At 65.8% G+C, this 21,243-nt stretch carries 19 protein-coding genes, 1 pseudogene and 2 riboswitches; of the genes and pseudogenes, 12 read left to right on the top strand and 8 right to left on the bottom strand.

Annotation, left to right across the window (positions count from 1 at the left end):
- Window positions 1–53: 53 nt before the first annotated feature.
- Entirely contained in the window at window positions 54–677 is a 624-nt protein-coding gene (locus tag MMSP_RS24670; protein ID WP_015354396.1) for an NUDIX hydrolase, read from the top strand.
- On the opposite strand, the gene thiE is transcribed toward MMSP_RS24670, so the two are convergent.
- The gene (thiE, locus tag MMSP_RS24665) at window positions 649–1,311 is read right to left on the bottom strand and encodes a thiamine phosphate synthase (protein ID WP_012392666.1); all 663 of its coding nucleotides are present in this window, start codon (window positions 1,309–1,311) and stop codon (window positions 649–651) included. The genes MMSP_RS24670 and thiE overlap by 29 nt on opposite strands.
- Window positions 1,312–1,351: 40 nt before the next feature.
- Window positions 1,352–1,482, top strand: a riboswitch (TPP riboswitch).
- Here thiE and thiO point away from each other — a divergent pair.
- From thiO to MMSP_RS24645, 4 genes are all read left to right on the top strand, one after another.
- The gene (gene thiO, locus MMSP_RS24660) at window positions 1,473–2,492 is read left to right on the top strand and encodes a glycine oxidase ThiO (RefSeq protein WP_036426953.1); all 1,020 of its coding nucleotides are present in this window, start codon (window positions 1,473–1,475) and stop codon (window positions 2,490–2,492) included. (Overlaps the previous riboswitch by 10 nt.)
- A complete protein-coding gene (gene thiS, locus MMSP_RS24655) occupies window positions 2,489–2,686 on the top strand; it encodes a sulfur carrier protein ThiS (protein WP_011740713.1) in 198 nt (65 codons plus the stop codon). The genes thiO and thiS overlap by 4 nt, the downstream gene beginning before the upstream one ends.
- On the top strand, window positions 2,679–3,473 hold the full coding sequence (locus tag MMSP_RS24650; protein ID WP_020788787.1) for a thiazole synthase: 795 nt from the start codon (window positions 2,679–2,681) through the stop codon (window positions 3,471–3,473). The genes thiS and MMSP_RS24650 overlap by 8 nt, the downstream gene beginning before the upstream one ends.
- A gap of 17 nt (window positions 3,474–3,490) precedes the next feature.
- Window positions 3,491–4,273, top strand: coding sequence for an SGNH/GDSL hydrolase family protein (locus MMSP_RS24645; protein ID WP_036426952.1), 783 nt, complete (start codon window positions 3,491–3,493; stop codon window positions 4,271–4,273).
- Window positions 4,274–4,275: 2 nt separating this feature from the next.
- On the opposite strand, the gene MMSP_RS24640 is transcribed toward MMSP_RS24645, so the two are convergent.
- On the bottom strand, window positions 4,276–4,800 hold the full coding sequence (locus tag MMSP_RS24640) for a hypothetical protein (RefSeq protein WP_020788785.1): 525 nt from the start codon (window positions 4,798–4,800) through the stop codon (window positions 4,276–4,278).
- 498 nt (window positions 4,801–5,298) lie between these two features.
- Between MMSP_RS24640 and MMSP_RS24635 the strand changes: the two genes are divergently transcribed.
- The 5 genes from MMSP_RS24635 (at window position 5,299) to MMSP_RS24615 (ending at window position 10,820) form a co-directional block, all read left to right on the top strand.
- The gene (locus tag MMSP_RS24635) at window positions 5,299–5,631 is read left to right on the top strand and encodes a CD225/dispanin family protein (protein WP_012392672.1); all 333 of its coding nucleotides are present in this window, start codon (window positions 5,299–5,301) and stop codon (window positions 5,629–5,631) included.
- A gap of 14 nt (window positions 5,632–5,645) precedes the next feature.
- On the top strand, window positions 5,646–6,071 hold the full coding sequence (locus MMSP_RS24630; protein ID WP_020788784.1) for a DUF2752 domain-containing protein: 426 nt from the start codon (window positions 5,646–5,648) through the stop codon (window positions 6,069–6,071).
- A gap of 132 nt (window positions 6,072–6,203) precedes the next feature.
- A complete protein-coding gene (locus MMSP_RS24625) occupies window positions 6,204–7,745 on the top strand; it encodes a M28 family metallopeptidase (RefSeq protein WP_036426951.1) in 1,542 nt (513 codons plus the stop codon).
- Window positions 7,742–9,214 (top strand): M28 family peptidase, encoded by a 1,473-nt coding sequence (locus MMSP_RS24620; protein WP_020788782.1) that lies wholly within the window; start codon window positions 7,742–7,744, stop codon window positions 9,212–9,214. The genes MMSP_RS24625 and MMSP_RS24620 overlap by 4 nt, the downstream gene beginning before the upstream one ends.
- Window positions 9,215–9,326: 112 nt before the next feature.
- The gene (locus MMSP_RS24615; protein ID WP_036426950.1) at window positions 9,327–10,820 is read left to right on the top strand and encodes a peptidase; all 1,494 of its coding nucleotides are present in this window, start codon (window positions 9,327–9,329) and stop codon (window positions 10,818–10,820) included.
- Between the two features lie 30 nt (window positions 10,821–10,850).
- On the opposite strand, the pseudogene MMSP_RS24610 reads toward MMSP_RS24615, so the two are convergent.
- Window positions 10,851–14,087, bottom strand: a pseudogene (locus MMSP_RS24610) (DHA2 family efflux MFS transporter permease subunit).
- Window positions 14,088–14,574: 487 nt separating this feature from the next.
- Here MMSP_RS24610 and MMSP_RS24605 point away from each other — a divergent pair.
- Window positions 14,575–16,101, top strand: a complete 1,527-nt coding sequence (locus MMSP_RS24605; protein ID WP_036426949.1) for an adenylate/guanylate cyclase domain-containing response regulator — start codon at window positions 14,575–14,577, stop codon at window positions 16,099–16,101.
- On the opposite strand, the gene MMSP_RS24600 is transcribed toward MMSP_RS24605, so the two are convergent.
- Window positions 16,094–16,408, bottom strand: a complete 315-nt coding sequence (locus MMSP_RS24600; RefSeq protein ID WP_011741342.1) for a hypothetical protein — start codon at window positions 16,406–16,408, stop codon at window positions 16,094–16,096. The genes MMSP_RS24605 and MMSP_RS24600 overlap by 8 nt on opposite strands.
- Window positions 16,409–16,455: 47 nt before the next feature.
- Entirely contained in the window at window positions 16,456–16,680 is a 225-nt protein-coding gene (locus tag MMSP_RS24595; protein WP_012392680.1) for a membrane protein, read from the bottom strand.
- 134 nt (window positions 16,681–16,814) lie between these two features.
- Between MMSP_RS24595 and MMSP_RS24590 the strand changes: the two genes are divergently transcribed.
- On the top strand, window positions 16,815–18,125 hold the full coding sequence (locus MMSP_RS24590; RefSeq protein ID WP_020788777.1) for a TetR/AcrR family transcriptional regulator: 1,311 nt from the start codon (window positions 16,815–16,817) through the stop codon (window positions 18,123–18,125).
- Here MMSP_RS24590 and MMSP_RS24585 read toward each other — a convergent pair.
- From MMSP_RS24585 to thiC, 3 genes are read right to left on the bottom strand one after another with little or no spacing between them, the layout of a single operon-like run.
- The gene (locus tag MMSP_RS24585) at window positions 18,034–18,669 is read right to left on the bottom strand and encodes an alpha/beta family hydrolase (protein ID WP_012392682.1); all 636 of its coding nucleotides are present in this window, start codon (window positions 18,667–18,669) and stop codon (window positions 18,034–18,036) included. The genes MMSP_RS24590 and MMSP_RS24585 overlap by 92 nt on opposite strands.
- On the bottom strand, window positions 18,666–19,493 hold the full coding sequence (gene thiD, locus MMSP_RS24580) for a bifunctional hydroxymethylpyrimidine kinase/phosphomethylpyrimidine kinase (RefSeq protein ID WP_012392683.1): 828 nt from the start codon (window positions 19,491–19,493) through the stop codon (window positions 18,666–18,668). Before thiD ends, MMSP_RS24585 begins: the two co-directional genes overlap by 4 nt.
- A complete protein-coding gene (gene thiC, locus MMSP_RS24575; protein ID WP_036427530.1) occupies window positions 19,490–21,130 on the bottom strand; it encodes a phosphomethylpyrimidine synthase ThiC in 1,641 nt (546 codons plus the stop codon). The genes thiD and thiC overlap by 4 nt, the downstream gene beginning before the upstream one ends.
- Window positions 21,131–21,242, bottom strand: a riboswitch (TPP riboswitch).
- Window position 21,243 lies beyond the last annotated feature (1 nt).

Below are 21,243 nucleotides of genomic sequence, written 5' to 3'. Positions count from 1 at the left end.
GCCCCCAAATTCCCCGGAACTTCGTTGAACCTCCGCCTGCCTATCCTTGATCCGTGCGGGGCGACGGCGACGGTTGGGTCATCTCCGAGAGCGGTGTGCACTACTGGGGCCGATTTGGCTCGGCCGGGCTGCTGCTTCGAGCGCCGCGACCCGACGGCACCGCAGCCGTGTTGTTGCAGCATCGAGCGTTCTGGAGCCATCAAGGCGGCACCTGGGGCTTGCCGGGGGGCGCCCGCGACAGCCACGAGACTCCGGAACAGACGGCGCTGCGCGAAGCCCACGAAGAGGCACGACTGCCGGCCGAGCGGCTGACCGTGCGGGCGGTGACGGTGACGGCCAGGCCCAGCGGCACCGCATGGACCTACACGACGGTGATCGCCGACACCCGGGAGTTGCTGCACGCGGTCCCCGATCGGGAGAGCGCGGAGCTGCGCTGGGTTGCCGAGGCCGAAGTGGTGGACTTTCCGTTGCATCCCGGATTTGCCGCCAGTTGGCAGGGGCTGCGCTGCGCCCCGGTGACCGTGCCGCTGGAGCGGGGCGATCAACGTCGTGAACTCCTGCCGCGCACTGTGGAGGTTGAGCCGGGCGTGTTCGTCTGGTGCATGCCCGGGGACGCCGATCAGGTGCCCTCGCAGCTGAGTCCGCGGGTCATATCGCTGCTAGAAGCTCTGACTTGAGCTTTGCCGCGGCCTCCCGCGGGTCGTCGGCCGCGGTAATCGCCCGCACCACCACGATCCGTCGGGCACCGGCGGCGAGAACCTCGGGCAGGCGCACCCCGTCGATGCCGCCGATGGCAAACCACGGTTTGGCGCCGGCGACGTCGGCGGCGAAACGGACCAAGTCCAGGCCCGGCGCCGTGCGGCCCGGCTTGGTCGGGGTGGGCCAGCAGGGCCCGACGCAGAAATAGTCGACCGCCCCGATCGCGGCCGCGGAAACCTGGTCGCGGTCATGAGTGGATTGGCCGATCAGCGTGGCCGGTCCGGTGATTGCGCGTGCCACGTCGACCGGAAGGTCACGCTGACCGAGGTGCAGCACGTCGGCGCGCGCCGCGCGGGCGATATCGGCGCGGTCGTTGACCGCGAACATGGCTGCGTGTCGAGCGGCCGCGTCGGCCAGGATCTCGCAGGCGGCGAGCTCGTCACGCGCTTCGAGGGGGCCAAACCGCTGTTCACCGGCCGAACCTTTGTCGCGCAGCTGGATGATGTCGACACCGCCGGCCAGGGCGGCGTCAGCGAAATCAGCCAGGTCACCGCGCTCACGGCGGGCATCGGTGCACAGATAAAGCCTTGCGGTAGCCAGTCGGGAGTGCATACCGAGACGTTAGCGCGCTAGCTTAGAACCGGAGCGCAACCCTGAAGAACACGGGAATCCCGGGTAACCAGCGGGGCTGAGAGTGGGCACAGCCGGTGTACAACCGGGCCTGTCCTGACCGTCACACCTGATCCGGGTCATGCCGGCGAAGGGAGCAGTAGATGTCATCCCCATCCATGGGGTCGCTGGCTGTCATTGGTGGCGGCGTTATTGGCCTGTCGGTGGCACGGCGGGCAGCACAGGCCGGATGGGCCGTGCGGGTACATCGCCGTGCCGAACCGGGCGCCTCCTGGGCAGCCGGTGGAATGCTTGCCCCGCACAGCGAGGGTTGGCCCGGTGAAGAACGGTTGCTGCGGCTCGGGCTGGAGTCGCTGCGGCTGTGGCACGAGAGCGGCTTTCTGGACGGGCTGCCACCGCAGGTGGTTACCGCGCGGGAATCGCTGGTGGTGGCGGTGGACCGAGCCGACGTCGCTGACCTGCGCACCGTCGCGGATTGGTTGTCCGAGCAGGGGCACCCGGCGAGTTGGGAATCGGCCGCCCGCGATGTCGAACCCCTGCTGGCCCAGGGCATCCGGCACGGCTTCCGTGCCACCACCGAGCTGGCGGTGGATAATCGCGCCCTGCTCGACGCACTGGCCGTCGACTGTGAGCGACGTGGCGTCACCTGGGCGGGGCCGGTCGCCGATTTGTCCGATGCCACCGGTGACGCGGTGGTGATTGCCAATGGCATCGACGCTCCCGCCTTGTGGCCGGGCCTGCCGGTTCGTCCGGTGAAGGGTGAGGTGCTGCGGTTGCGTTGGAGAAAGGGTTGTATGCCTTTGCTGCAGCGGGTGGTACGCGCCCGCGTACACGGGCGCCAGGTGTATTTGGTGCCGCGCGCGGATGGGGTGGTGGTGGGGGCGACCCAGTATGAGCACGGACGTGACTTGGCCCCGGTGGTGTCGGGCGTGCGTGACCTGCTCGAGGATGCTTGTGCGGTAATGCCGGCCCTCGGCGAGTACGAGTTGGCTGAGTGCACAGCCGGATTGCGTCCGATGACACCGGACAACCTGCCCATCGTGGGCCGCCTGGACGCACGCACGCTGGTGGCCGCGGGCCTAGGCCGATCGGGATTCCTGTTGGCACCGTGGACCGCCGAGCAGATCGTGTCCGAGCTTGTTCCGATCGGAGCGCACTCATGATCGTCGTTGTCAACGAGCGCCGTGTCGAGGTCGAGGAGCAGACCACCGTGGCAGCGTTGTTGCAGTCGTTGGGTTTCCCCGATCGGGGCATCGCGGTGGCATTGGACTTGGCGGTGCTGCCACGATCTGACTGGGCGACAGAGCTTTCCGAAGGTGATCGACTCGAGGTGGTAACGGCGGTGCAAGGTGGTTGAGTCCAAGCTGACGATCGCCGACCGCAGCTTTGCTTCGCGGCTCATCATGGGCACCGGGGGAGCGAGCAATCTGGCGGTGCTGCAGGAGGCGCTGGTGGCTTCGGGTACCGAACTCACCACCGTCGCGATCCGCCGGGTTGACGCCGAGGGCGGCACCGGACTGCTCGACCTGCTCAACCGGCTCGGGATCACGCCGTTACCCAACACCGCCGGGTGCCGCAGCGCGGCCGAGGCGGTGCTGACCGCGCAATTGGCTCGCGAGGCGCTCGCCACCAATTGGGTAAAGCTCGAGGTGATCGCCGACGAACGCACCTTGTTGCCCGATGCGATTGAATTGGTCAGAGCGGCAGAACAGTTGGTCGACGACGGCTTCGTCGTGCTGCCCTACACCAATGACGACCCGGTGCTGGCCCGTCGCCTGGAAGACGCCGGTTGCGCGGCAGTGATGCCGCTGGGATCGCCGATCGGGACCGGCCTGGGGATCACCAACCCGCACAACATCGAGATGATCGTTGCCAGCGCGGGTGTTCCCGTGGTTCTGGATGCGGGTATCGGCACCGCCAGTGATGCGGCGCTGGCGATGGAATTGGGTTGTGACGCCGTGCTGTTGGCCACCGCGGTGACGCGGGCGGCGGACCCGGCGGCGATGGCCGCGGCGATGTCGGCCGCCGTCACCGCCGGCTACCTGGCGCGTCGTGCCGGCCGGATACCGAAGCGCTTCTGGGCCCAGGCGTCGAGCCCCACCCTGGTGACGACGCAGTCACCCGGTGCGGAGTCGGGCAATTGAGTTCCATCCCCACGGCGATGAAACGTTATGTCGCCCTCGGTAGTTCGATGGCGGCAGGTCCAGGCATCTCCCCGCGCGCACCGGGCGCGCCTCGGGGATCGGGGCGATCGGCACGCAACTACCCGCACCTGGTGGCCGAACGACTGAATCTGGATCTGGTCGACGTCACCTACTCGGGTGCGACCACCGCTGCCGTGCTGACCGACAACCAGCGGGGGGCGCCGCCCCAGATCTGCGCATTGGACGGATCGGAAGCCCTGGTAACAGTCACCGTCGGGGGCAACGACGTCGGCTACATCCCGTTGCTGATAGTCGCCTCGCTGCCCAACTTCGCGCGGCGACTACCGATGCTTCGCGGCTGGGTAGCAGATCTGCTTGACCGTGACGCCCGGGATCGTGCCTTGGCAACGGTATTCGATTCACTGTGTGAGGTTGGCCGTTCGATACGGAAGCGATCTCCAAGTGCCCGGGTTCTGTTTGTCGACTATCTGACGTTGTTGCCGCCGGCGGGAGTTGGCGCCCCGCCGTTGTCCGAGGCCGACGCGGCGCTTGGTCGCCATGTCGCCGAAACGCTGGAGCGACTCACCGCCGAGGCCGCCGTCGAGACGGGTTGCGAGATCGTGCGTGCCGCGGCGGCCAGCCGCGACCATCACGCGTGGTCGGTGCAACCCTGGGCGGAAAAAACCGGGAGACTCGCGAGATACGTTGTCCCGCTGCTGGGCCGGCCTGCGCCACTTCACCCTAACGAGGCCGGGATGCACGCGGTGGCGCGGGCGATCACAGCGCAGTGGGGGCGGTGAGGTCAGCCGTTGTTCTGCCACCACCGGTAGAGCGAGGGCACGTCGGTATTGGCGCCACGTATGTCGCTGAGAACGTTTTTGGCATCGGTGGTCCAGATGATCTCGGCCGCACCGTCGTGGGTGCCGCAGGCCACCTGTCCAGCTGTCCCGGAGGTGCCCTGGTGCCAGGTGGTGGGTGACTGGCTCTCCCCACAGGAGGTCAGTGTCTCGTCGTTGAGACCCGCTTTGAACTTGCCGTTCATGGCGTCGGTGTTGGCAAACAGGATGTACCTGGCCTCAGCGGGTCCGGCGGAGTCGGCGCTCTGGTCGCACACGAGTTCGGCCAGCTCGCCTGGGTTGATGGGTTGGGGGGCGCAATTGGTGAGGTCGTAGCCCTTCGACAATGACTCGGCAAGCGTGTCCACATCGGCCGGGTTGCCGTTGGCGGATTCTGCGCTTGCGGTACCGATGCCAATACCTAGGTAGGCGAAGCTTCCCATCAGTGCGGCAGTCGTGGCGGCGCGCAGCACGGTGGTGAGGTGAGTCATCCATGACTCCTTCGGGTCGTCGGGGCGAGGCGGATTCACGCTGGCACCCAGGAGTTTATTTGTGTTGCACATGGGAAAACAGACCCTTTCCGGCAATTGGCGGCATGACGATGTGACCATGCAACATGTTCCGATAGCAATTGTCTGTCTTGGAATCGATAGTGATACGCGGTGCACGCGCTCGTATTCGCGACTGTTTCGAGGTACCTCCAGGCGAGCCCCGGCGCGAGCTGATGTCTCGCTGAAATAACAAGGGGAGCAGTCTATTTAGTGGATACTCCGGGGCGGCGAAACCGGCGTCGAGGCTCGGCCGAACGGGCCTGGTTCAGGCTCCGGCGCGGCGGCCAAGCGGGGCCGAAAATTTCGACGAGTGCATGGGTGCTTGGACCGCAGATGCGTGGCCGCACAATTTGCTCGTAGTTGCTGCCATCGAGACGGTCACTCCGGTATGGTAGGCACCGCTTTACGTCAGCTAACTTCTCTTGATCTGGAGAATCCATGACACAGCCACCACCGCCCGGATACCCGCCGCAGCAGCCGCCTGCCGGGCAGCAACCCGACAACTATTTGGTCTGGTCCATTCTGGTGACGTTGTTCTGCTGTCTTCCCCTCGGGATCGTTGCGATCGTCAAGTCCACGCAGGTGAGTGGCTTGTGGGCGCAAGGGCGTTACGCGGAGGCCCAAGCGGCTGCTGACTCTGCCAAGAAGTTCACCATGTGGTCGGCGATCGCCGGGATCATCGTGTTCGTCATCTACGGCATCCTGATGGCCGTGGGCGCGCTGAACGCGGGGACGTCGAACGCTGCGATGCTCGCGGCGGGGATGTTCTAAGCAGGGTTGAGTTCATGGTGACCCACCAAGGGGCGGTCCGGCTGAGTCTGGGCGCGCCGCTGTCGGTGGCGGCGTCCACGACATTGGTGTGCGCCGCCATCTGGGTGGGGGATCCAACCACTCCGCACGGCCCACTACCGGTGTGTCCCACCAAGGCACTACTGGGAATTGACTGCCCGGGCTGCGGCAGCCTGAGAATGCTGTACAGCCTGATGCACGGCGATCTGTTGGCCGCAGCCAGATTCAACGCGCTTGGTCTGGCGGCCACAGCGCTCTTGGTGTGGGCCTACCTGGTTTGGACGTACGGTCGTTTGGTTGGCCGGCGAATAGGCGGTTGGCAACGCAGTCGCTGGGCAGCACCAGTGACGTTGTCGCTGGTGCTGGTCTGGTTCGTGGTGCGCAACATACCGGTTGCGCCGTTCAACGCGCTGTTCGTCTGATTTGATTTGGTACGCCACGAAAGCCGTATCCGCTTGTGCGGGTGCGGCTTTCGCAATAGGGAAGGGTTCACGCCCCGGTCCGGCGGCCGGTCAAGCGGCGAAGCGCATCCGATGCGGTCTAATCTGGGCGCGATGGTGAAAAAATCACGGACCATGCCGGCGATGGTTGCCGTGGCTGTTGTTGCTTTCCTTGTGGTGGGTTGCGTTCGCTGGTCGACGCAGACGCAGACGCAGACGCAGACGCAGACGCAGACGCAGACACAACCGCAGCCTGCTATCAGCAACCCCGCCGCAGCCGAGTTCGCCGAGGCGTTACGCAATCGGGTGACCACCGAGGCCATGATGGGGCACCTGGCCAAGTTGCAGGAGATCGCCGACGCGAACAACGGCACGCGGGCGGTGGGCACGCCTGGCTATGAGGCCAGTGTCGACTATGTGGTCAACATCCTGCGCAACAGTGGTTTTGACGTGCAGACGCCCGAGTTTTCGGCCCGGGTGTTCCATTCCGAAAAGGGATCGGTGGACGTCGGCGGGATGACTGTGGAGGCGCACGCGCTGGAGTACAGTCTCGGCACCCCGCCGGACGGGGTAACCGGGCCGTTGCTGCTCGCGCCGTCGGATGACAGCCCGGGTTGCACTCCCTCCGACTACGACAACCTGCCGGTCAAAGGCGCGGTGGTACTGGTGGACCGCGGCGAGTGTCAGTTCGCTCAGAAAGAAGACGCCGCCGCGCAGCGCGGCGCCGTTGCACTGATCATCGCCGACAATGTCGACGAGCAGATGATGGGCGGCACCTTGGGGGTGAACACCGACGTCAAGATCCCGGTAGTGAGTGTCACCAAGTCGGTGGGGCTGCAGCTGCGCGGCAAGTCCGGGCCCGCGACGATCAAGCTCACGGCGAGCAGTCAGAGCTTCAAGGCCCGCAACGTCATTGCTCAGACCAAGACGGGGTCTACCAGCGATGCCGTGATGGCGGGTGCGCATCTGGACAGCGTGCCGCAGGGGCCAGGCATCAACGACAACGGTTCGGGCGTGGCTGCGGTATTGGAAACCGCGGTACAGCTGGGTAATTCGCCACACGTGCACAACGCTGTTCGCGTTGCGTTCTGGGGCGCCGAGGAGCTGGGCCTGATTGGATCGCGCAACTACGTCCAGTCCCTGGACCTCGATGAGCTCAAGAACATTGCGCTGTATCTGAACTTCGACATGCTGGCCTCGCCCAATCCCGGATATTTCACCTATGACGGTGATCAGTCGCTACCGCTGGATGAGCGCGGCCAGCCGGTGGTGCCCGAAGGTTCGGCGGGAATCGAGCGCACTCTGGTCTCCTATCTCAGGTTGTCCGGCAAGATCGCGCAGGACACCTCGTTTGACGGTCGTTCCGACTACGACGGATTCACCTTGGCGGGGATCCCGTCGGGCGGCCTGTTTTCCGGTGCTGAGGTCAAAATGACCGAGGAACAGGCAAAGCTGTGGGGCGGCACCGCCGATGAGCCCTTCGATCCCAACTATCACCAGAAATCCGACACCATCGACCACATCGACCGCACGTCGCTGGGCATCCAGGGAGGCGGCGTGGCCTACGCCGTGGGTTTGTACGCGCAAGACCTGACCGGCCGAAACGGCGTTCCAGTCATCGGGGACCGTACCCGCCACGTGCTCGCCAAACCATGATCCGGGCAACGGTGCAGCGTTTCGGCGCGACACTGGTACTGGCTTGTGCGTTGGCGGGATGCGCGGCGCCTAAATCACTACCCCCGACCGCGGCGCCGGACCTCAGTCGTGACCTGGCGGCAAAGGTCACCGGCGACGGCATGTTTGCGCATCTGCGGGCGCTGCAGACAGTCGCCGACTCAAACGGCGGAAATCGGGCAACGGGGACACCGGGTTACGACGCAAGCCTCGACTACGTGGTGAAAGCGTTAAAGGCCAAAGGATTTGAGGTAACCACCCCGGAATTCCAACGGTTGTACACCGTGTCGGAGGGGAAACCGACACTGACGGTCGCCGGCCGCAGCTATTCGGTGGACCAGGCCTCGCTGCTGGTCCAGACGCCACCGGGCGGGCTGGCCGGACCGCCGGTCCGGCCCAGCCGGTCAGACGGTTGCGCCGTGGCCGACTACCCGCCAGCGCTGCCCGACAACGCGATCGCCGTGGTCGACGATACGGGGTGTTCGGTGGTCGATAAGCACAACAGTGCGGTGGCCAAGGGCGCTGCCGGGCTGATCGTGATCAGTGCGGCACCGGATCGGGGAAGCTCGGCCAACCTGTTCGGTCCCGGTTACTACAACCAACTCAAGGTGCCGGTCGCGGTGGTCGGCGTCAGCGGCGCCGCAGCCCTGGCCCGCACCAACGCGCCGATCCGGCTGGTGCTCGATACCGAGAACATCCAGATCAAGTCCCGGAATGTGCTGGCACAAACCAAAACCGGCACGCCGGATGAGGTGGTCATGGTCGGCGCGCGCCTGGACAGCCCGCCGGGAAGTCCGGGGATCAACTCCGCGGGTTCCGGGGTGGCCGCTGTGCTGGAAACGGCGTTGCAGTTGGGTCCGCTGCCGCCGGTGACCAATGCGGTGCGGTTCGCTTTCTGGGGGGACGGGATCAATGGCGCCATGGACTACGTCTTCGGAATGGATAGCGAACAGCTCAACAGCATCGCGTTGTATTTGAACTTCGACATGCTTGGATCCCCCAACGCCGGCTATTTCACCGATGACGGTGATCAGTCCGGTCTGCCCGGGACCGGCGTGAGATCGGCAGATGTGCCGGAAGGCTCAGCGGCCATTGAGCGGACGTTGGCCGGGTATTTGAACCTGGCGGGAAAGCGCCCAGCGGACATGCCGCTGAGTATCAGGTCCGACTACCACCCGTTTCTGGTGGCGGGGGTGCCGATCGGGGGCATGACCACCGGCGCCTCGCAGACGAAAACTACTGTGCAGGCCAGGCTTTGGGGTGGACAGGCCGGTGTCGCGTTCGATCCCGAGTATCTGAGCGTCGGCGACACCATCGACAACATCAACAGACAGGCATTGGAGGTCATGGGCTCGGGAGTGGCGTTCGCGGTGGGGGCGTATGCGGAGTCCATCAGGGGTGTCAACGGCGTCACCCCGCACGACAAGCGCCACCGCGCGCGAGTGTCGTGATGATGGCCGACATCGCTCGTCGGCGCATTCCGACGGTAACCGCAGGGCAACCGAACTAGGATAATTTCCTTTGTTGCTGCCGTGCAGACCAGTGTGGGACGGGGTTGGTCGAATGGATAATCGCGGGCGGAAATGGCTTGGTGTGCGTCGGTCGCGCCACAGCGGGCTGATCGCCTCGCTGTGGGCGGCCACGGCCTTCCTGACAGCACTGTTGGTGGTGGCTGGCTGTACCACGATCGTCGACGGACGTGCGCTGTCGATCCTCAACGATCCGTTCCGGGTCGGGGGTCTACCCGCGACCAACGGGCCTAGCGGCCCTCGGCCGGATGGACCCCCGCCTACCGGCACGGTGATCAATACCAACAACGGCCCGATCGACAAGCTCTCGCTACTGTCGGTCAACGACATCCAGGACTACTGGAAAACCAACTACGAGCCCCTGCAGGGCACGTTCAGGCCGGTCAGCAAACTGGTGTCCTACGACTCCAACGACCCCAACAGCCCGATTGTCTGCCACAACGACACCTACGAGCTGGTCAACGCCTTCTTCACCTCCCGCTGCAACATGATCGCCTGGGACCGCGGCGTCTTCATGCCGGTGGCGCAGGAGTATTTCGGTGAGATCTCGGTGACTGGCGTGCTGGCGCATGAGTTTGGGCATGCCCTGCAGGTGATGGCCAAGCTGGTCACCAGGCGCGACCCCACCATCGTCCGTGAGCAGCAGGCGGACTGCTTCGCGGGCGTCTATCTGTACTGGGTGGCCGAAGGTAAGTCGCCCCGGTTCCGGTTGAGCACCGCGGACGGGCTTGACCACGTGCTCGCCGGGATCATCACGACGCGGGACCCGGTGATGGATACCGATGAGCAAAACGACGACGAGCATGGGTCGGCGCTGGACCGGGTCAGCGCGTTTCAGATGGGCTTTCTCAGCGGCACCCCCGCCTGTGCGGCGATCAACGAGTCGGAGATCGTGCGACGCCGCGGAGATCTGCCGACCGGCTTGCGGGTGGACAGCAGCGGGAACCCGGAGACCGGTGAGGTACCGATCAATCAGGACACCTTGACCACGCTGATGGAGCTGCTGGGCAAGATCTTCTCGCCGACGGATCCGCCGACGTTGTCCTATCAGCAGGCCGGTTGTCCGGACGCGAAACCCAGCCCACCGGCGTCCTATTGCCCGGCTACCAACACCATTACGGTCGACCTGCCCGCCCTGGCCGCGATCGGCAAGGTCGCCGACTCCAAACAGCACAGCCTGCCGCAAGGCGACGACACCGCACTGTCCATCGTGATGTCGCGATACGCGCTGTCAGTGCAGCATCAACGTGATCTGCCGATGCAGAGCCCGTGGACTGCGCTGCGGACCGCGTGCCTGACCGGAGTCGTGCACCGCGAGATGGCCGAGCCCATCGAGTTGCCGTCCGGGCAGCAACTCGTCCTCACCGTCGGGGACCTCGACGAAGCGGTTTCAGGGCTGCTTACCAACCGCATGGTCGCCAGTGATGCCGACGGAATCAGCGTGCCGGCCGGGTTCACCCGGATCGCCGCGTTCCGTGCCGGAGTCAGTGGCGACATGGAGGCGTGCTACTCCCGGTATCCGGGATAACGCTTCGGCGCGCGATCAACGGGGACGACATCAGGCCGGCCGCCGCGCATCGGTGCGGAGCGCGCGGGCGCTGCGGTCAATGGCGCGGCCGGTGGTCTGACCGGCCGGCCCCGATCGCAGCAACGGAATGATCTGTGGCAGTGCCGCACGGGCCGCGGCGCGCCCGGCCTCGCGGGCGGCGTCGATCTGGTGGAATTCCAGCAGTCCAACCGCACGGGTGTCCGGCCGGATGACGACCAGAGCCTCCGCTTGTGCGGCGTCGGCCACCGTGCGGCTGCCCATCATCATCGTGCGCATCAGGGTGTCGCCAATGCCGGGCACCTGTATCGGGCCGCTGCGTCGGGGCTGGCCACCGGACGGGTTTCCGCCAAACCCCACGCTCACCGCGATCATCGGGCCTTCGGCGCGGGTGAGCGCCGTGACCGGCAGGTTGTTGAGCACTCCGCCGTCCACGTGTAGCTGGCCGTTGTAGATCTGGGGTGGGTAGAGTCCCGGCACCCGCAGGGAACACCCGACCACCTCGGCGACCGGCCCACGCCGGTGCACGACGGCCTGCCGGGCGAGCAAATCGACACTGACGCAACGGAATTCCTTGGGCAGCTCCTCGACCATCCGTCCCGAATAGGCTTCGCGCAGCAGGGCCATCGTGCGCCGGCCACGAACCAACCCCTTGCTCGGCAGCGTGTAGTCGCCGAGTGGGTTGTGCCGCACCAGGTATTCGAATACGTGCGCGTCCACTCCGGCCGCGTCGAGGCCACTGGCGGCCAGCGCGGCGATCACCGCCCCCATGCTGGTGCCGGCGAAGCGGTCGACGACGATTCCGGCGGCCTCCAGTTCGTCGAGAACACCTAGGTGGGCGAAGGCCCGCGCGCCGCCGCCGCCGAGCACCAGTCCGACAGAGCCGCCGGTGATGCGTGCGGCGAGCGGGCGCACGTCGTCCTTGAGGCTGCGGTAGCTGACCGAATGGACCGAGCGCGGTGAGATCAGCTCTTCCCATCGGCTGCGATCCTCCTGGCTGGCGGGGGCACCGATCAAAACCAGGTCGGCGCCCACGGCACGCGCGGGCAGCTGCGTGTCCCGCGGCGCCGGCCCCTCCGACACCAGCACGATTCGATCCGCTGCGCGCAAGCAGAAGTCGCGCCAGCCGCTGTCATTGGCACTGGCATGCAGCACCACCTTGTCCGCGGAGGCTTCCGCGCGCTCCAGGCCGGCGCGGTCGACCCGACCGGGATCGACCGCGGTGACCCGCGCTGAAAGCGCATTGAGCAGCGCCAGGGCCACGGGTCGTACCGGCACCGCGGCGCCGAGACCGATTACCGCGATGACCGCTTCCGGCGACGCCGGGCGGCCAACGGTGGGTGGTGGTGCGGTGTGCAGCCGAGTGGCCAGCGTGCCGACCAGTGCCGCCAATACGCCCCGGTCGGCAATCCGATTGAACTGCGCCTTGCTCAGCCGTATCAGCACGGAGTCACGCATCGCCTGAACCGACGCCGAGCGCGGCGCATCGATGAGCAGCCCGAGTTCGCCGACGACTTCGCTACGGCCCAGTTCGCGAAGCACCAAGTCGCGCTGCACCACCCGCAGGCGGCCACTGCGCACCACGTAAAGAGCATCGGACGGGTCGGCCTCGTGAAACAGGTACGAACCCGCTTGCAGCTCAATCTCATCGGTGTGGTGCCTGAGTTCGGCCATGGTGGCCGCGGGCAGTCCGGCAAATAGCGGCAATTGCCTGAGGAGGTCGCCGTCGGCCGTGGTCTGAGGCAGCCGCGCTGGCGCGGCGGCGGGCCGTGGGGTAACCGGCTGCGGCCGGGCCGGCGCACGGGCGACGCCGGACTCGGGCGCACCGGCGACGTCGGCGCCCTGTTGGGTGCGGCCCAGAAAACCGGCCAAGACCGCCACCGCGGCGAAGCACGCCGCCGCCAGCACCCAACCGTGTCGCAGCGCGTCGACGCCGGTGCCAGGAGCCGGTTTGCCGATCAGGATGACCAGCAGCGCCACGCCTATCACGGCACCGAGCTGGCGGGTGGTGCTGACCACAGCCGACGCCGTGGCGTAGCTGCCTCCCTTGGTCAGACCTGCCAACGCGGCACTGCCCAGCACCGGCAGGGTCGTGCCGACTCCGATCCCCTGCAACAGCTGGCCCGGCAGCCATTCCCGCAGAAAATTGGGTTCGGTCCCGACCCGTTGCAGGTACCACACCAGGCTGCCGGCCCAGATGATCGCGCCGGCCATGACGACCAGCCGGTGGCCGCGCTGGTCGGCGATGCGCCCCAGCACGGCCGCGACCACCGCGGCGATCAGCGCCGCCGGTGCGATCGCGAAACCCGCCTTGAGCAGCGAGTAGTGCCATACATAATTGAGGTAGAGCACGTGGGTCAGGACGTAGCAGTAGAAGCCGGCCGCCGCGACCAGGGTCAGTAGGTTGCCTGCCACAAACGAGCGGACTCGCAGGAATGCCGGGTCGATCAGCGGTGTGGGATGAGACCGCGAACTCGCGACGAATGCGACCAGGGCGACGGAGCTGGCCACAAACGACCCGATGGTTGCGGTGCTGATCTAGCCCCACTCGGGGCCCTTGACCAATCCGAGGGTCATCAGGCCCAGGGCGACACCGAGCAGCATCGCACCCCGCAAGTCGGGTACTCGCCGTCGTCCCGACGCGCGACTTTCGGTGAGCACACGACCGGCCACCAACACCGCGACGATGCTGAGCGGAATGTTGACCAGAAACACCAATCGCCAGCTGGATGCCTCGACCAGCATCCCGCCGACCGGCGGGCCCAAGCCGGATGCGACGGCCGCCGCCGCTCCCCACAGCCCAACCGCATGCGCACGGTGCGAGGCATCGAATCCCTCGACGACCAGGGCCAGCGAGGCCGGTACCAGCACCGCCGCGCCGATGCCCTGCAGCACCCGGAAGCCCACCAACTGTTCGACGTCACCGGCGACGGCGCACAGCCCGGATGCGATCGTGAAGAGCACCACTCCGAACACGAACATTCGTTTGCGGCCCAGCACATCGGCCAGCCGACCCGACGCGACCAGGAAGGCCGCGAAGACGATGGTGTAGCCGTTGAGGATCCAGGACAGGCTGCTGATGTCGTAGGACGGGAACGATCTCTGGATGTCGGGGAAGGCGATGTTGACGATGGTGGAGTCGAGAAACGCCAGGAATGCCCCGAACGATGCCACCAGCAGCACGGCGGTGGCCGAAGGTTGGCGGCGGCTGGTGAGCGCGCTGCGTTCCGCCGGTGCCGAAAGGTGCACTCGCGCCGGTGTTCCGCCCGCGCTCGTGCGGTGACGGGGCGTCACCCTATCTGCGGTCTTGATGGTCATTGATGTTGGTGTAGTTGCCATTTTTACTTCTCTTTTTCACGCTGCGAGATCGGTGTCTAAGCTAAACAAATTCACCATTGTCTCCATTCACCTCGTGTCTATCGTGAATCGGACTGGGTGGCCGGTAGTCTACGATTAACAGCGCGCAAGTAAACCCCTTTAAATCATTTTCATAATTCTTTATCTGGTGAATTTCCGACGCCCAGATCGGCCGGTGAACAGTGCGTATACGCCGCGTTTCGGCCAGGTAATAATTCGCCGTAGCTGGAATTAGAATTCATCGTACTGGGAATAAAAAAGCAATATTTCGAGTGGAATTTGGGCTAGGTTGAACGTATTCTGCGCAACAACCAAATCAGGGTTGCCGCCAGGGTTGCTGCGACCACGCGGAGAACCCAGTCGCCGTAGGGGGCGTGTGATGCACGTGAACGGTTTTGGAGGCCTCGCGGCGCAGCAGGTGGCCGCATCGCCGATCTGCTGTGCGCCCCTGGACGAGCGATCCGCGATACCGGGTCCCCAGCCGCCGGTGCGACTTCTCGTGGTCGATGATGCCGACGGTGTGGAGACGCTGTTCGGGGCCCGCTTTCGCACTGAGCTGCGCTGCGACGAATATGACTTGAGCTTCTCCAACGACCCGGTTCAGGCGCTCAAGATGGTCGGGGACAGCCCAGACATCGAGGTCCTGGTCACCAATCTCAACATGCCGCAGATGAACGGACTCGACCTGCTGACGGAAGTCGCCAAACTCGGGCGCCCGCTGAAGACCATCGTGCTCACCGCCTGCAATGACCTGGCAAACATCCGAGCGGCAATGATGCGCGGCGCCTTCGACTTTCAGCTGACACCGCTGGATTTGGAAGATCTGCGGGTCACGATCTCCAAGGCGGTCACGATTGTGCGGGAACTGCAGGCCGGTGAAGCGGCACGCCAGCGCGCCCTGGAACTCGCCGACCAAAATCGCCGGGTGGAAAACATCTTCGGCCGCTATGTGAGCGAGGAGGTGAAGACGCACCTGTTGGCGTGCCCGGAAGGACACCAGAACAGCGAACGGCGCACGTTGACGATGCTGATGGCCGACATCCGAGGTTTCACCCGACTGTCGGAGATACTCTCGCCCGAACGAGCGCTGCAGGTGCTCAACGCATACCTGGAACGCGCGACCGATGTCGTCATCCGCTGGAACGGGACGATCAACGAAATCCTCGGCGATGGTCTGCTCGTCTTCTTCGGTGTGCCCAACACGGACGGCGAAGCGGCGGAGCATGCGGTAGCGGCCGCTCTGGAGCTACAGCTGGCGATGGGCGAGCTCAACGTCAGCCACCGCGAACAAGGGCTTCCCGAGCTGGGGATCGGGATCGGTGTTCACACCGGCGAGGCCGTGGTCGGCACCATTGGCTCACCGCGCCGGCAGAAGTACACGGCGATCGGCAAGAACGTCAATCTGGTGGCCCGGATCGAGTCGAATACCGTCGGCGGGCAGGTGCTGGTTTCCGAGTCGACCTATCACGAGATCTGCGCGATCGCAGACACTTCGGGCTCAACTCAAGTGCGGGTCAAGGGGCTCACCGAACCCATCACCGTGCACGACATCACCGGGCTGGCGGGCAGGAACAACCTTCGGCTTCCCAGCATCGACCGGAAGGTAATTCCGCTTGTGGTGCCCAAGCCGATCGGCATCGCGGTCATCGAGAACAAGATCATCGGCGCCGCGCATCCGGCGGAAGTGGTCGGCAGCGGCGACGGCGCGGTTCGGGTGCGCACCGGCCTGCAGGTCGCGCCGTTTTGCGACCTGGTGCTCGATGTGGCCGGCGCGCAGGTATTCGCCAAGGTCGTCGACTGCGGCGTCGATGGCGGGATTTGCGAACTGATGGCGGTGTTCACGTCGGTCTCCGACGATATCCGCCGGGCGCTGGCAGCCCCCAGCACCGCCAACTCGCTCAGCTGAGCTGTTCTTCGCGCTGACCGTGGTGCACCCAGCTCACCAGGAACGCCGTGACCAGCAGCCATCCAATGGCAACGGCCGGAATCGCCCAGGCACGGCGGAACAACAACGCACTGTCGCACTGATCCACCAGGGCGCCACCGCCACCTTGGGTCGCCTGGGTGAGGTCTGAGGTGAAGCCCCGGCCGCAGCTGACCTTCATGCCATACAGGTCGTAGTGATCGAGATAGACCGGCAGCCATAGCGCGAACAGACCGATGATCCCCACTACAACGCCGGCGATTCCCAGGTACAACTGGCGATGAGTCACAGCTTCTCCACGGCTCTCTATGTGAATGCCTGATCCTGCCGTTGGGGTCATGTCATGCACACATTCGAGAACAGCAGAACCGGCCACGACACGATCGACCCCAAGAACGACACCACCAGATCCATTCCGTGCATCTGGTGTAAATGCTCAGCGTGTGTCGTTGACCATATGACACCCACCAGCAGATATGGCGTGCCGAAGGCCAGTGCAATGCCGAGAAGTTGGCCGATGGAGAGCTGGTAGGCCAGCACTCGGCGTACGTTCTCCAACACGCTTGGTCCCTCCGGCGATAGGTCCGGGAAACCGCCTGCGGCCCCCCGGTGGGGATTTATGTTAATGGAGATTCTGCAACCGCGATAGGTCGTTGGAGGGTTTGGTCGGGACGGATTCGGGTTATGGTGAGGTGATGTCCGCTGCCAGCGTCTCGCCCGGCGCGGCCGCAGACGGTATTCGCCGGCGGTCCAAGGACCGCAAGGCGCAGATCGCCCGTGCGGCAGCTGAGTCGTTCAGCGCGCAGGGCTATCACGCGGTGAGCATGGAGACCATCGCGGCCAAGGTCGGCGTCTCGGCGCCGGCGCTGTACCGGCACTACGCCGGCAAGTACGAGCTGTTCCGCGGTGCCGTGCTGGCGCTGAGTCAACAACTGGTCGACTGCACGCAACTGGATGACTCCGACGATCCGGCGCAGCTGCTGGACCGGTTGATCGCGTCGCTGATCGAGGTGACGCTGGACAACCGCCTGTCCGGAGGCTTGTACCGCTGGCAGTCCCGGTATCTGCGGGCCGAGGATCAGGCCGCGGTGGCCGATGTGCTCAAGGTGGTCAACCGCAGAATCCAAAAGCCGCTCACGGTGATTCGTCCGTCATTGCGGCCCGCCCAGCGGTGGATGCTGTCGGCGGGCGTGCTGAGCGTGATCGGCAGCATTGTCGATCATCCGGCGCGGCTGGCGGCCGACGAGATCCGGGCATTGCTGGGCGAGGCGGCGTCGGCGATTGTCTGCGCCGAGCTTCCGGAGCCAGGAGACGTCGCGGTGCGCAAAGCCAGTTGGCGGATCTTCGCCGAGGATGCCAGCGTCTATGAAACGTTGCTGCACGCCTCGATGGTCTTGTTCAAAGACCGTGGCTACGCCCAGACCAGCATGGCGCAGATCGCGTCGGCGGCGGGGGTGCCGGTGTCGGGGATCTATCGGTATTTCTCCGGAAAGTGCGAGATCTTGGCGACCGGACTGCGCCGGGCGGCCGATCGGGTGTCCGGCCAGCTCTCGCCGATCGTGGGCGCGCTCACCGAACCGCGCCAGGCTTTGACGCTGCTGATCGACGCCTATGTGGCGACGTCGTTCGCCAACCCGGAACTGGCGGCCGTCTACTACACCGAGCGGGCCAACCTGACACCTGCCGACCAGATGCTGCTGCACAATATTCAGCTGTCGATCATCGATTCGTGGGTGCGGCTGCTGACTTCGGCGCGCCCGTCGCTGTCGGCGACGCGGGCGCGCTTCCTGGTGCATGCCGCCATGGCGTTGGTGGTCGACTTGGGCCGGATGGTTGACCCGCAAGACTCGGCGGGACAGTCCGCCTACGTGCAAGCATGTGTGCGGGAGCTGATGGAGCTCACCTTGTTTGGCCCTACGCCGGCCCAAGCAGACGCAGCGCCGCCGCCACCGCCAGGCCGGCGACGTCGAGGGTCTTCGAACCCAGGTCATGTCGCGCGCCGGTGATCTCGACGACCTCGGTAGGTGCGGCGATCAGCGCCGCGGCGGCGCGGACCTCGGCGGGCGTGCCGAACGGATCCGACGTGCCGTGGGTGAAGACGGTGGGCACGGTGATGTCCGGCAGGTGTTCGGTGCGGGCCCGCTCCGGCTTGCCGGGCGGATGGACGGGGTAGGAGAACAGCGTCAGCACATCCACCGGGGCCTGTGCGGCGGCCACCACCATGGATGTCTGCCGACCGCCATAGGAGTGCCCGCCGGCGATCAACGGGCCCTCGGCCAGGCCGCGGCACAACTCGATCGCTTCGACGATGCCGGCCCGGTCGGTGGCCGCTGACCCCGATGGCGGCCCCTTGGGGCGCCGGCGCCGGTAGGGCAGGTTGTATCTGACCGCAAGCCAGCCGCGTTGTGCCCATGCATCGCAAACCTGTTGCAGCAGTAGTGAATCCCGGTTTCCTCCGGCGCCGTGGGTGAGTATGACTATGCCGTTTGGTGGCTGGCCGGGGCCGGTCACGGGTTCGTGTGCGATACCGGCGATCTGATCGAGGTTCATGACAGCCTGAACAGGGGTGAGACCGGGCCATGGCCGCGGCCCAGCGGATAGGCGGCGCGAATGCACTCGGTCACCCACTTTTTTGCAAAGCTGACCGCGTCGGGCACGGTGAACCCGTGTGCCAGTGCGCACGCGGTCGCGGCCGCCAGGGTGTCGCCACCGCCGTGGTCGTTGCCGGTGGCCACTCGCGGCGCGTCGAACTCGAAGAAGTCGGTGCCGTCATAGAGTAGGTCGCAACTGCGCGTCGAGGATCGCAGGTGTCCGCCCTTGACCAGTACCCACCGCGGGCCCAGCCCGTGCAAGGCCCGCGCGGCCGCGTGCTGCGACTGGGTGTCGATCACGTCGATGCCGACCAGCAGGCGCACCTCATCGAGGTTCGGTGTCACCAAGGTGGCCAGCGGAAACAGTTGTTCCCGAAGCGATTCCAGCCCGGACGCGGCCAACAGCGCGTCGCCGTGCATGGATGCGCAGACCGGGTCCACGACGAGCGGAACCGCCACTTCGAGCTGACGCCAGGTGGCCGCGACCGCATCGATGATGCGGGGCGAGGCCAGCATCCCCGTCTTGGCTGCCTGGATGCCGATATCCTCGACCACCGCGGTGATCTGGCCGGCCACCACGTCCTCGGGTGTTTCGTGAAAACCTTTGACGCCCAGCGTGTTCTGCACGGTCACCGCGGTCACCGCAACGCAGGCGTGGACGCCCAGCAGTGCCATGGTCCGCATGTCGGCCTGGATGCCGGCACCGCCACCGGAATCAGAGCCGGCGATGGTTAGCGCACGCAACGGCGTCGCCCCGGGCGGCGCCAACGGCAACCAACTCACTGGGTGATCGGCAGGTACACCCGGTTGCCGTGGTCGGCGAACTCGGCTGACTTCTCCGCCATCCCCGCTTCCAGGGCCGCCTCAATGGCTTCCTCACTGTCCAGCCCGTGCTTGGCCGCGTAGTCGCGGACATCCTGGGTGATGCGCATGGAGCAGAACTTCGGCCCGCACATCGAGCAGAAGTGGGCGGTCTTAGCGGGCTCGGCCGGCAGTGTCTCGTCGTGGTACTCGCGCGCCGTGTCGGGATCCAGCGACAGCGCGAACTGATCGTTCCACCGGAACTCGAAACGCGCCTGTGACAAGGCGTTGTCGCGCTCCTGCGCATGCGGGTGGCCCTTGGCCAGGTCGCCGGCGTGCGCGGCGATCTTGTAGGCGATGACCCCGTCCTTGACGTCTTTGCGGTCGGGCAGTCCGAGGTGTTCCTTGGGAGTGACGTAGCAGAGCATCGCGGTGCCGGCCTGCGCGATGATCGCTGCGCCGATCGCCGACGTGATGTGGTCGTATGCCGGGGCGATATCGGTGGCCAGCGGGCCCAGCGTATAGAAGGGAGCCTCCTCGCACAGCTCTTCTTCCAGCCGCACGTTCTCGACGATCTTGTGCATCGGAACGTGCCCGGGGCCCTCGATCATCACCTGCACCCCATGGGCTTTGGCGATCTTGGTCAGCTCGCCCAGGGTGCGCAACTCGGCGAACTGCGCGGCGTCGTTGGCGTCGGCGATGGAGCCCGGCCGCAGCCCGTCACCAAGCGAGAAGGTCACGTCGTAGCGCGCGAGAATGTCGCAGAGTTCCTCGAAGTTGGTGTACAGGAACGATTCCCGGTGGTGCGCCAGGCACCACGCCGCCATGATCGACCCGCCGCGCGAAACAATTCCGGTGACCCGCTTGGCGGTCAGCGGCACGTAGCGCAGCAGCACCCCGGCGTGCACGGTCATGTAGTCCACACCCTGCTCGCACTGCTCGATCACGGTGTCGCGGTAGAGCTCCCAGGTCAACTCGGTCGGGTCGCCCTTGACCTTCTCCAGCGCCTGATAGATGGGCACCGTGCCAACCGGCACCGGCGAGTTGCGCAGGATCCATTCCCGCGTCTCGTGAATGTTCTTGCCGGTGGACAGGTCCATGATGGTGTCGGCCCCCCAGCGGGTGGCCCACACCATCTTGTCGACCTCCTCGGCGATCGAGGACGTCACCGCGGAGTTGCCGATGTTCGCGTTGACCTTCACCGCGAAGGCCTTGCCGATCATCATCGGCTCACTCTCGGGGTGGTTGTGGTTGGCCGGGATCACCGCACGGCCGAGGGCCACCTCGTCGCGCACCAGCTCGGCGGACATGCCCTCACGGGCGGCGATGAAGGCCATCTCGGCGGTGATTTCGCCGGCGCGGGCGCGCTGCAACTGGGTGCCACGGTCGCGGACCAGCCCCGGCCGGGCCGGCAGGCCGACGGCAAGGTCGATCACGGCATTCGGGTCCGTGTACGGCCCGGAGGTGTCGTACAAGTCGAAGTCGGCGCCGGTGGACAGGTGTACCCGCCGCAACGGGACGCGCAGCGTAACCCCGTCGGGGCCGGCCACCTCGCGATAGGCCTTGCTGCTGCCCGCGATGGGGCCAGTCGTGATGGACGGCTCAACAGTAACGGTCATTGTCATCTCCCTGTCATCTCCCTACGCCGGCATTATCCGGTCAGGTTCCTACGGTCGACGGCCTCCAGCCGTCCTCTCAGCGCAGTTGGTGTGCGCTCCCGCGTGCGTTAATT

Source organism: Mycobacterium sp. 012931 (assembly GCF_000419295.1).
In the GTDB taxonomy this organism is placed as follows: domain Bacteria; phylum Actinomycetota; class Actinomycetes; order Mycobacteriales; family Mycobacteriaceae; genus Mycobacterium; species Mycobacterium marinum.
Note: the sequence above shows the minus strand (reverse complement) of the source record. Positions and strands in the feature narration are given on the sequence as shown.

Coding starts and splice junctions, on each gene's coding strand:
- thiE (WP_012392666.1), bottom strand. CDS start 1,311: ATGCACTCCCGACTGGCTACCGCAAGGCTTTATCTGTGCACCGATGCC.
- thiO (WP_036426953.1), top strand. CDS start 1,473: ATGTCATCCCCATCCATGGGGTCGCTGGCTGTCATTGGTGGCGGCGTT.
- thiS (WP_011740713.1), top strand. CDS start 2,489: ATGATCGTCGTTGTCAACGAGCGCCGTGTCGAGGTCGAGGAGCAGACC.
- MMSP_RS24645 (WP_036426952.1), top strand. CDS start 3,491: ATGAAACGTTATGTCGCCCTCGGTAGTTCGATGGCGGCAGGTCCAGGC.
- MMSP_RS24640 (WP_020788785.1), bottom strand. CDS start 4,800: ATGACTCACCTCACCACCGTGCTGCGCGCCGCCACGACTGCCGCACTG.
- MMSP_RS24635 (WP_012392672.1), top strand. CDS start 5,299: ATGACACAGCCACCACCGCCCGGATACCCGCCGCAGCAGCCGCCTGCC.
- MMSP_RS24630 (WP_020788784.1), top strand. CDS start 5,646: ATGGTGACCCACCAAGGGGCGGTCCGGCTGAGTCTGGGCGCGCCGCTG.
- MMSP_RS24625 (WP_036426951.1), top strand. CDS start 6,204: ATGGTGAAAAAATCACGGACCATGCCGGCGATGGTTGCCGTGGCTGTT.
- MMSP_RS24620 (WP_020788782.1), top strand. CDS start 7,742: ATGATCCGGGCAACGGTGCAGCGTTTCGGCGCGACACTGGTACTGGCT.
- MMSP_RS24615 (WP_036426950.1), top strand. CDS start 9,327: ATGGATAATCGCGGGCGGAAATGGCTTGGTGTGCGTCGGTCGCGCCAC.
- MMSP_RS24605 (WP_036426949.1), top strand. CDS start 14,575: ATGCACGTGAACGGTTTTGGAGGCCTCGCGGCGCAGCAGGTGGCCGCA.
- MMSP_RS24590 (WP_020788777.1), top strand. CDS start 16,815: ATGTCCGCTGCCAGCGTCTCGCCCGGCGCGGCCGCAGACGGTATTCGC.
- MMSP_RS24585 (WP_012392682.1), bottom strand. CDS start 18,669: ATGAACCTCGATCAGATCGCCGGTATCGCACACGAACCCGTGACCGGC.
- thiC (WP_036427530.1), bottom strand. CDS start 21,130: ATGACCGTTACTGTTGAGCCGTCCATCACGACTGGCCCCATCGCGGGC.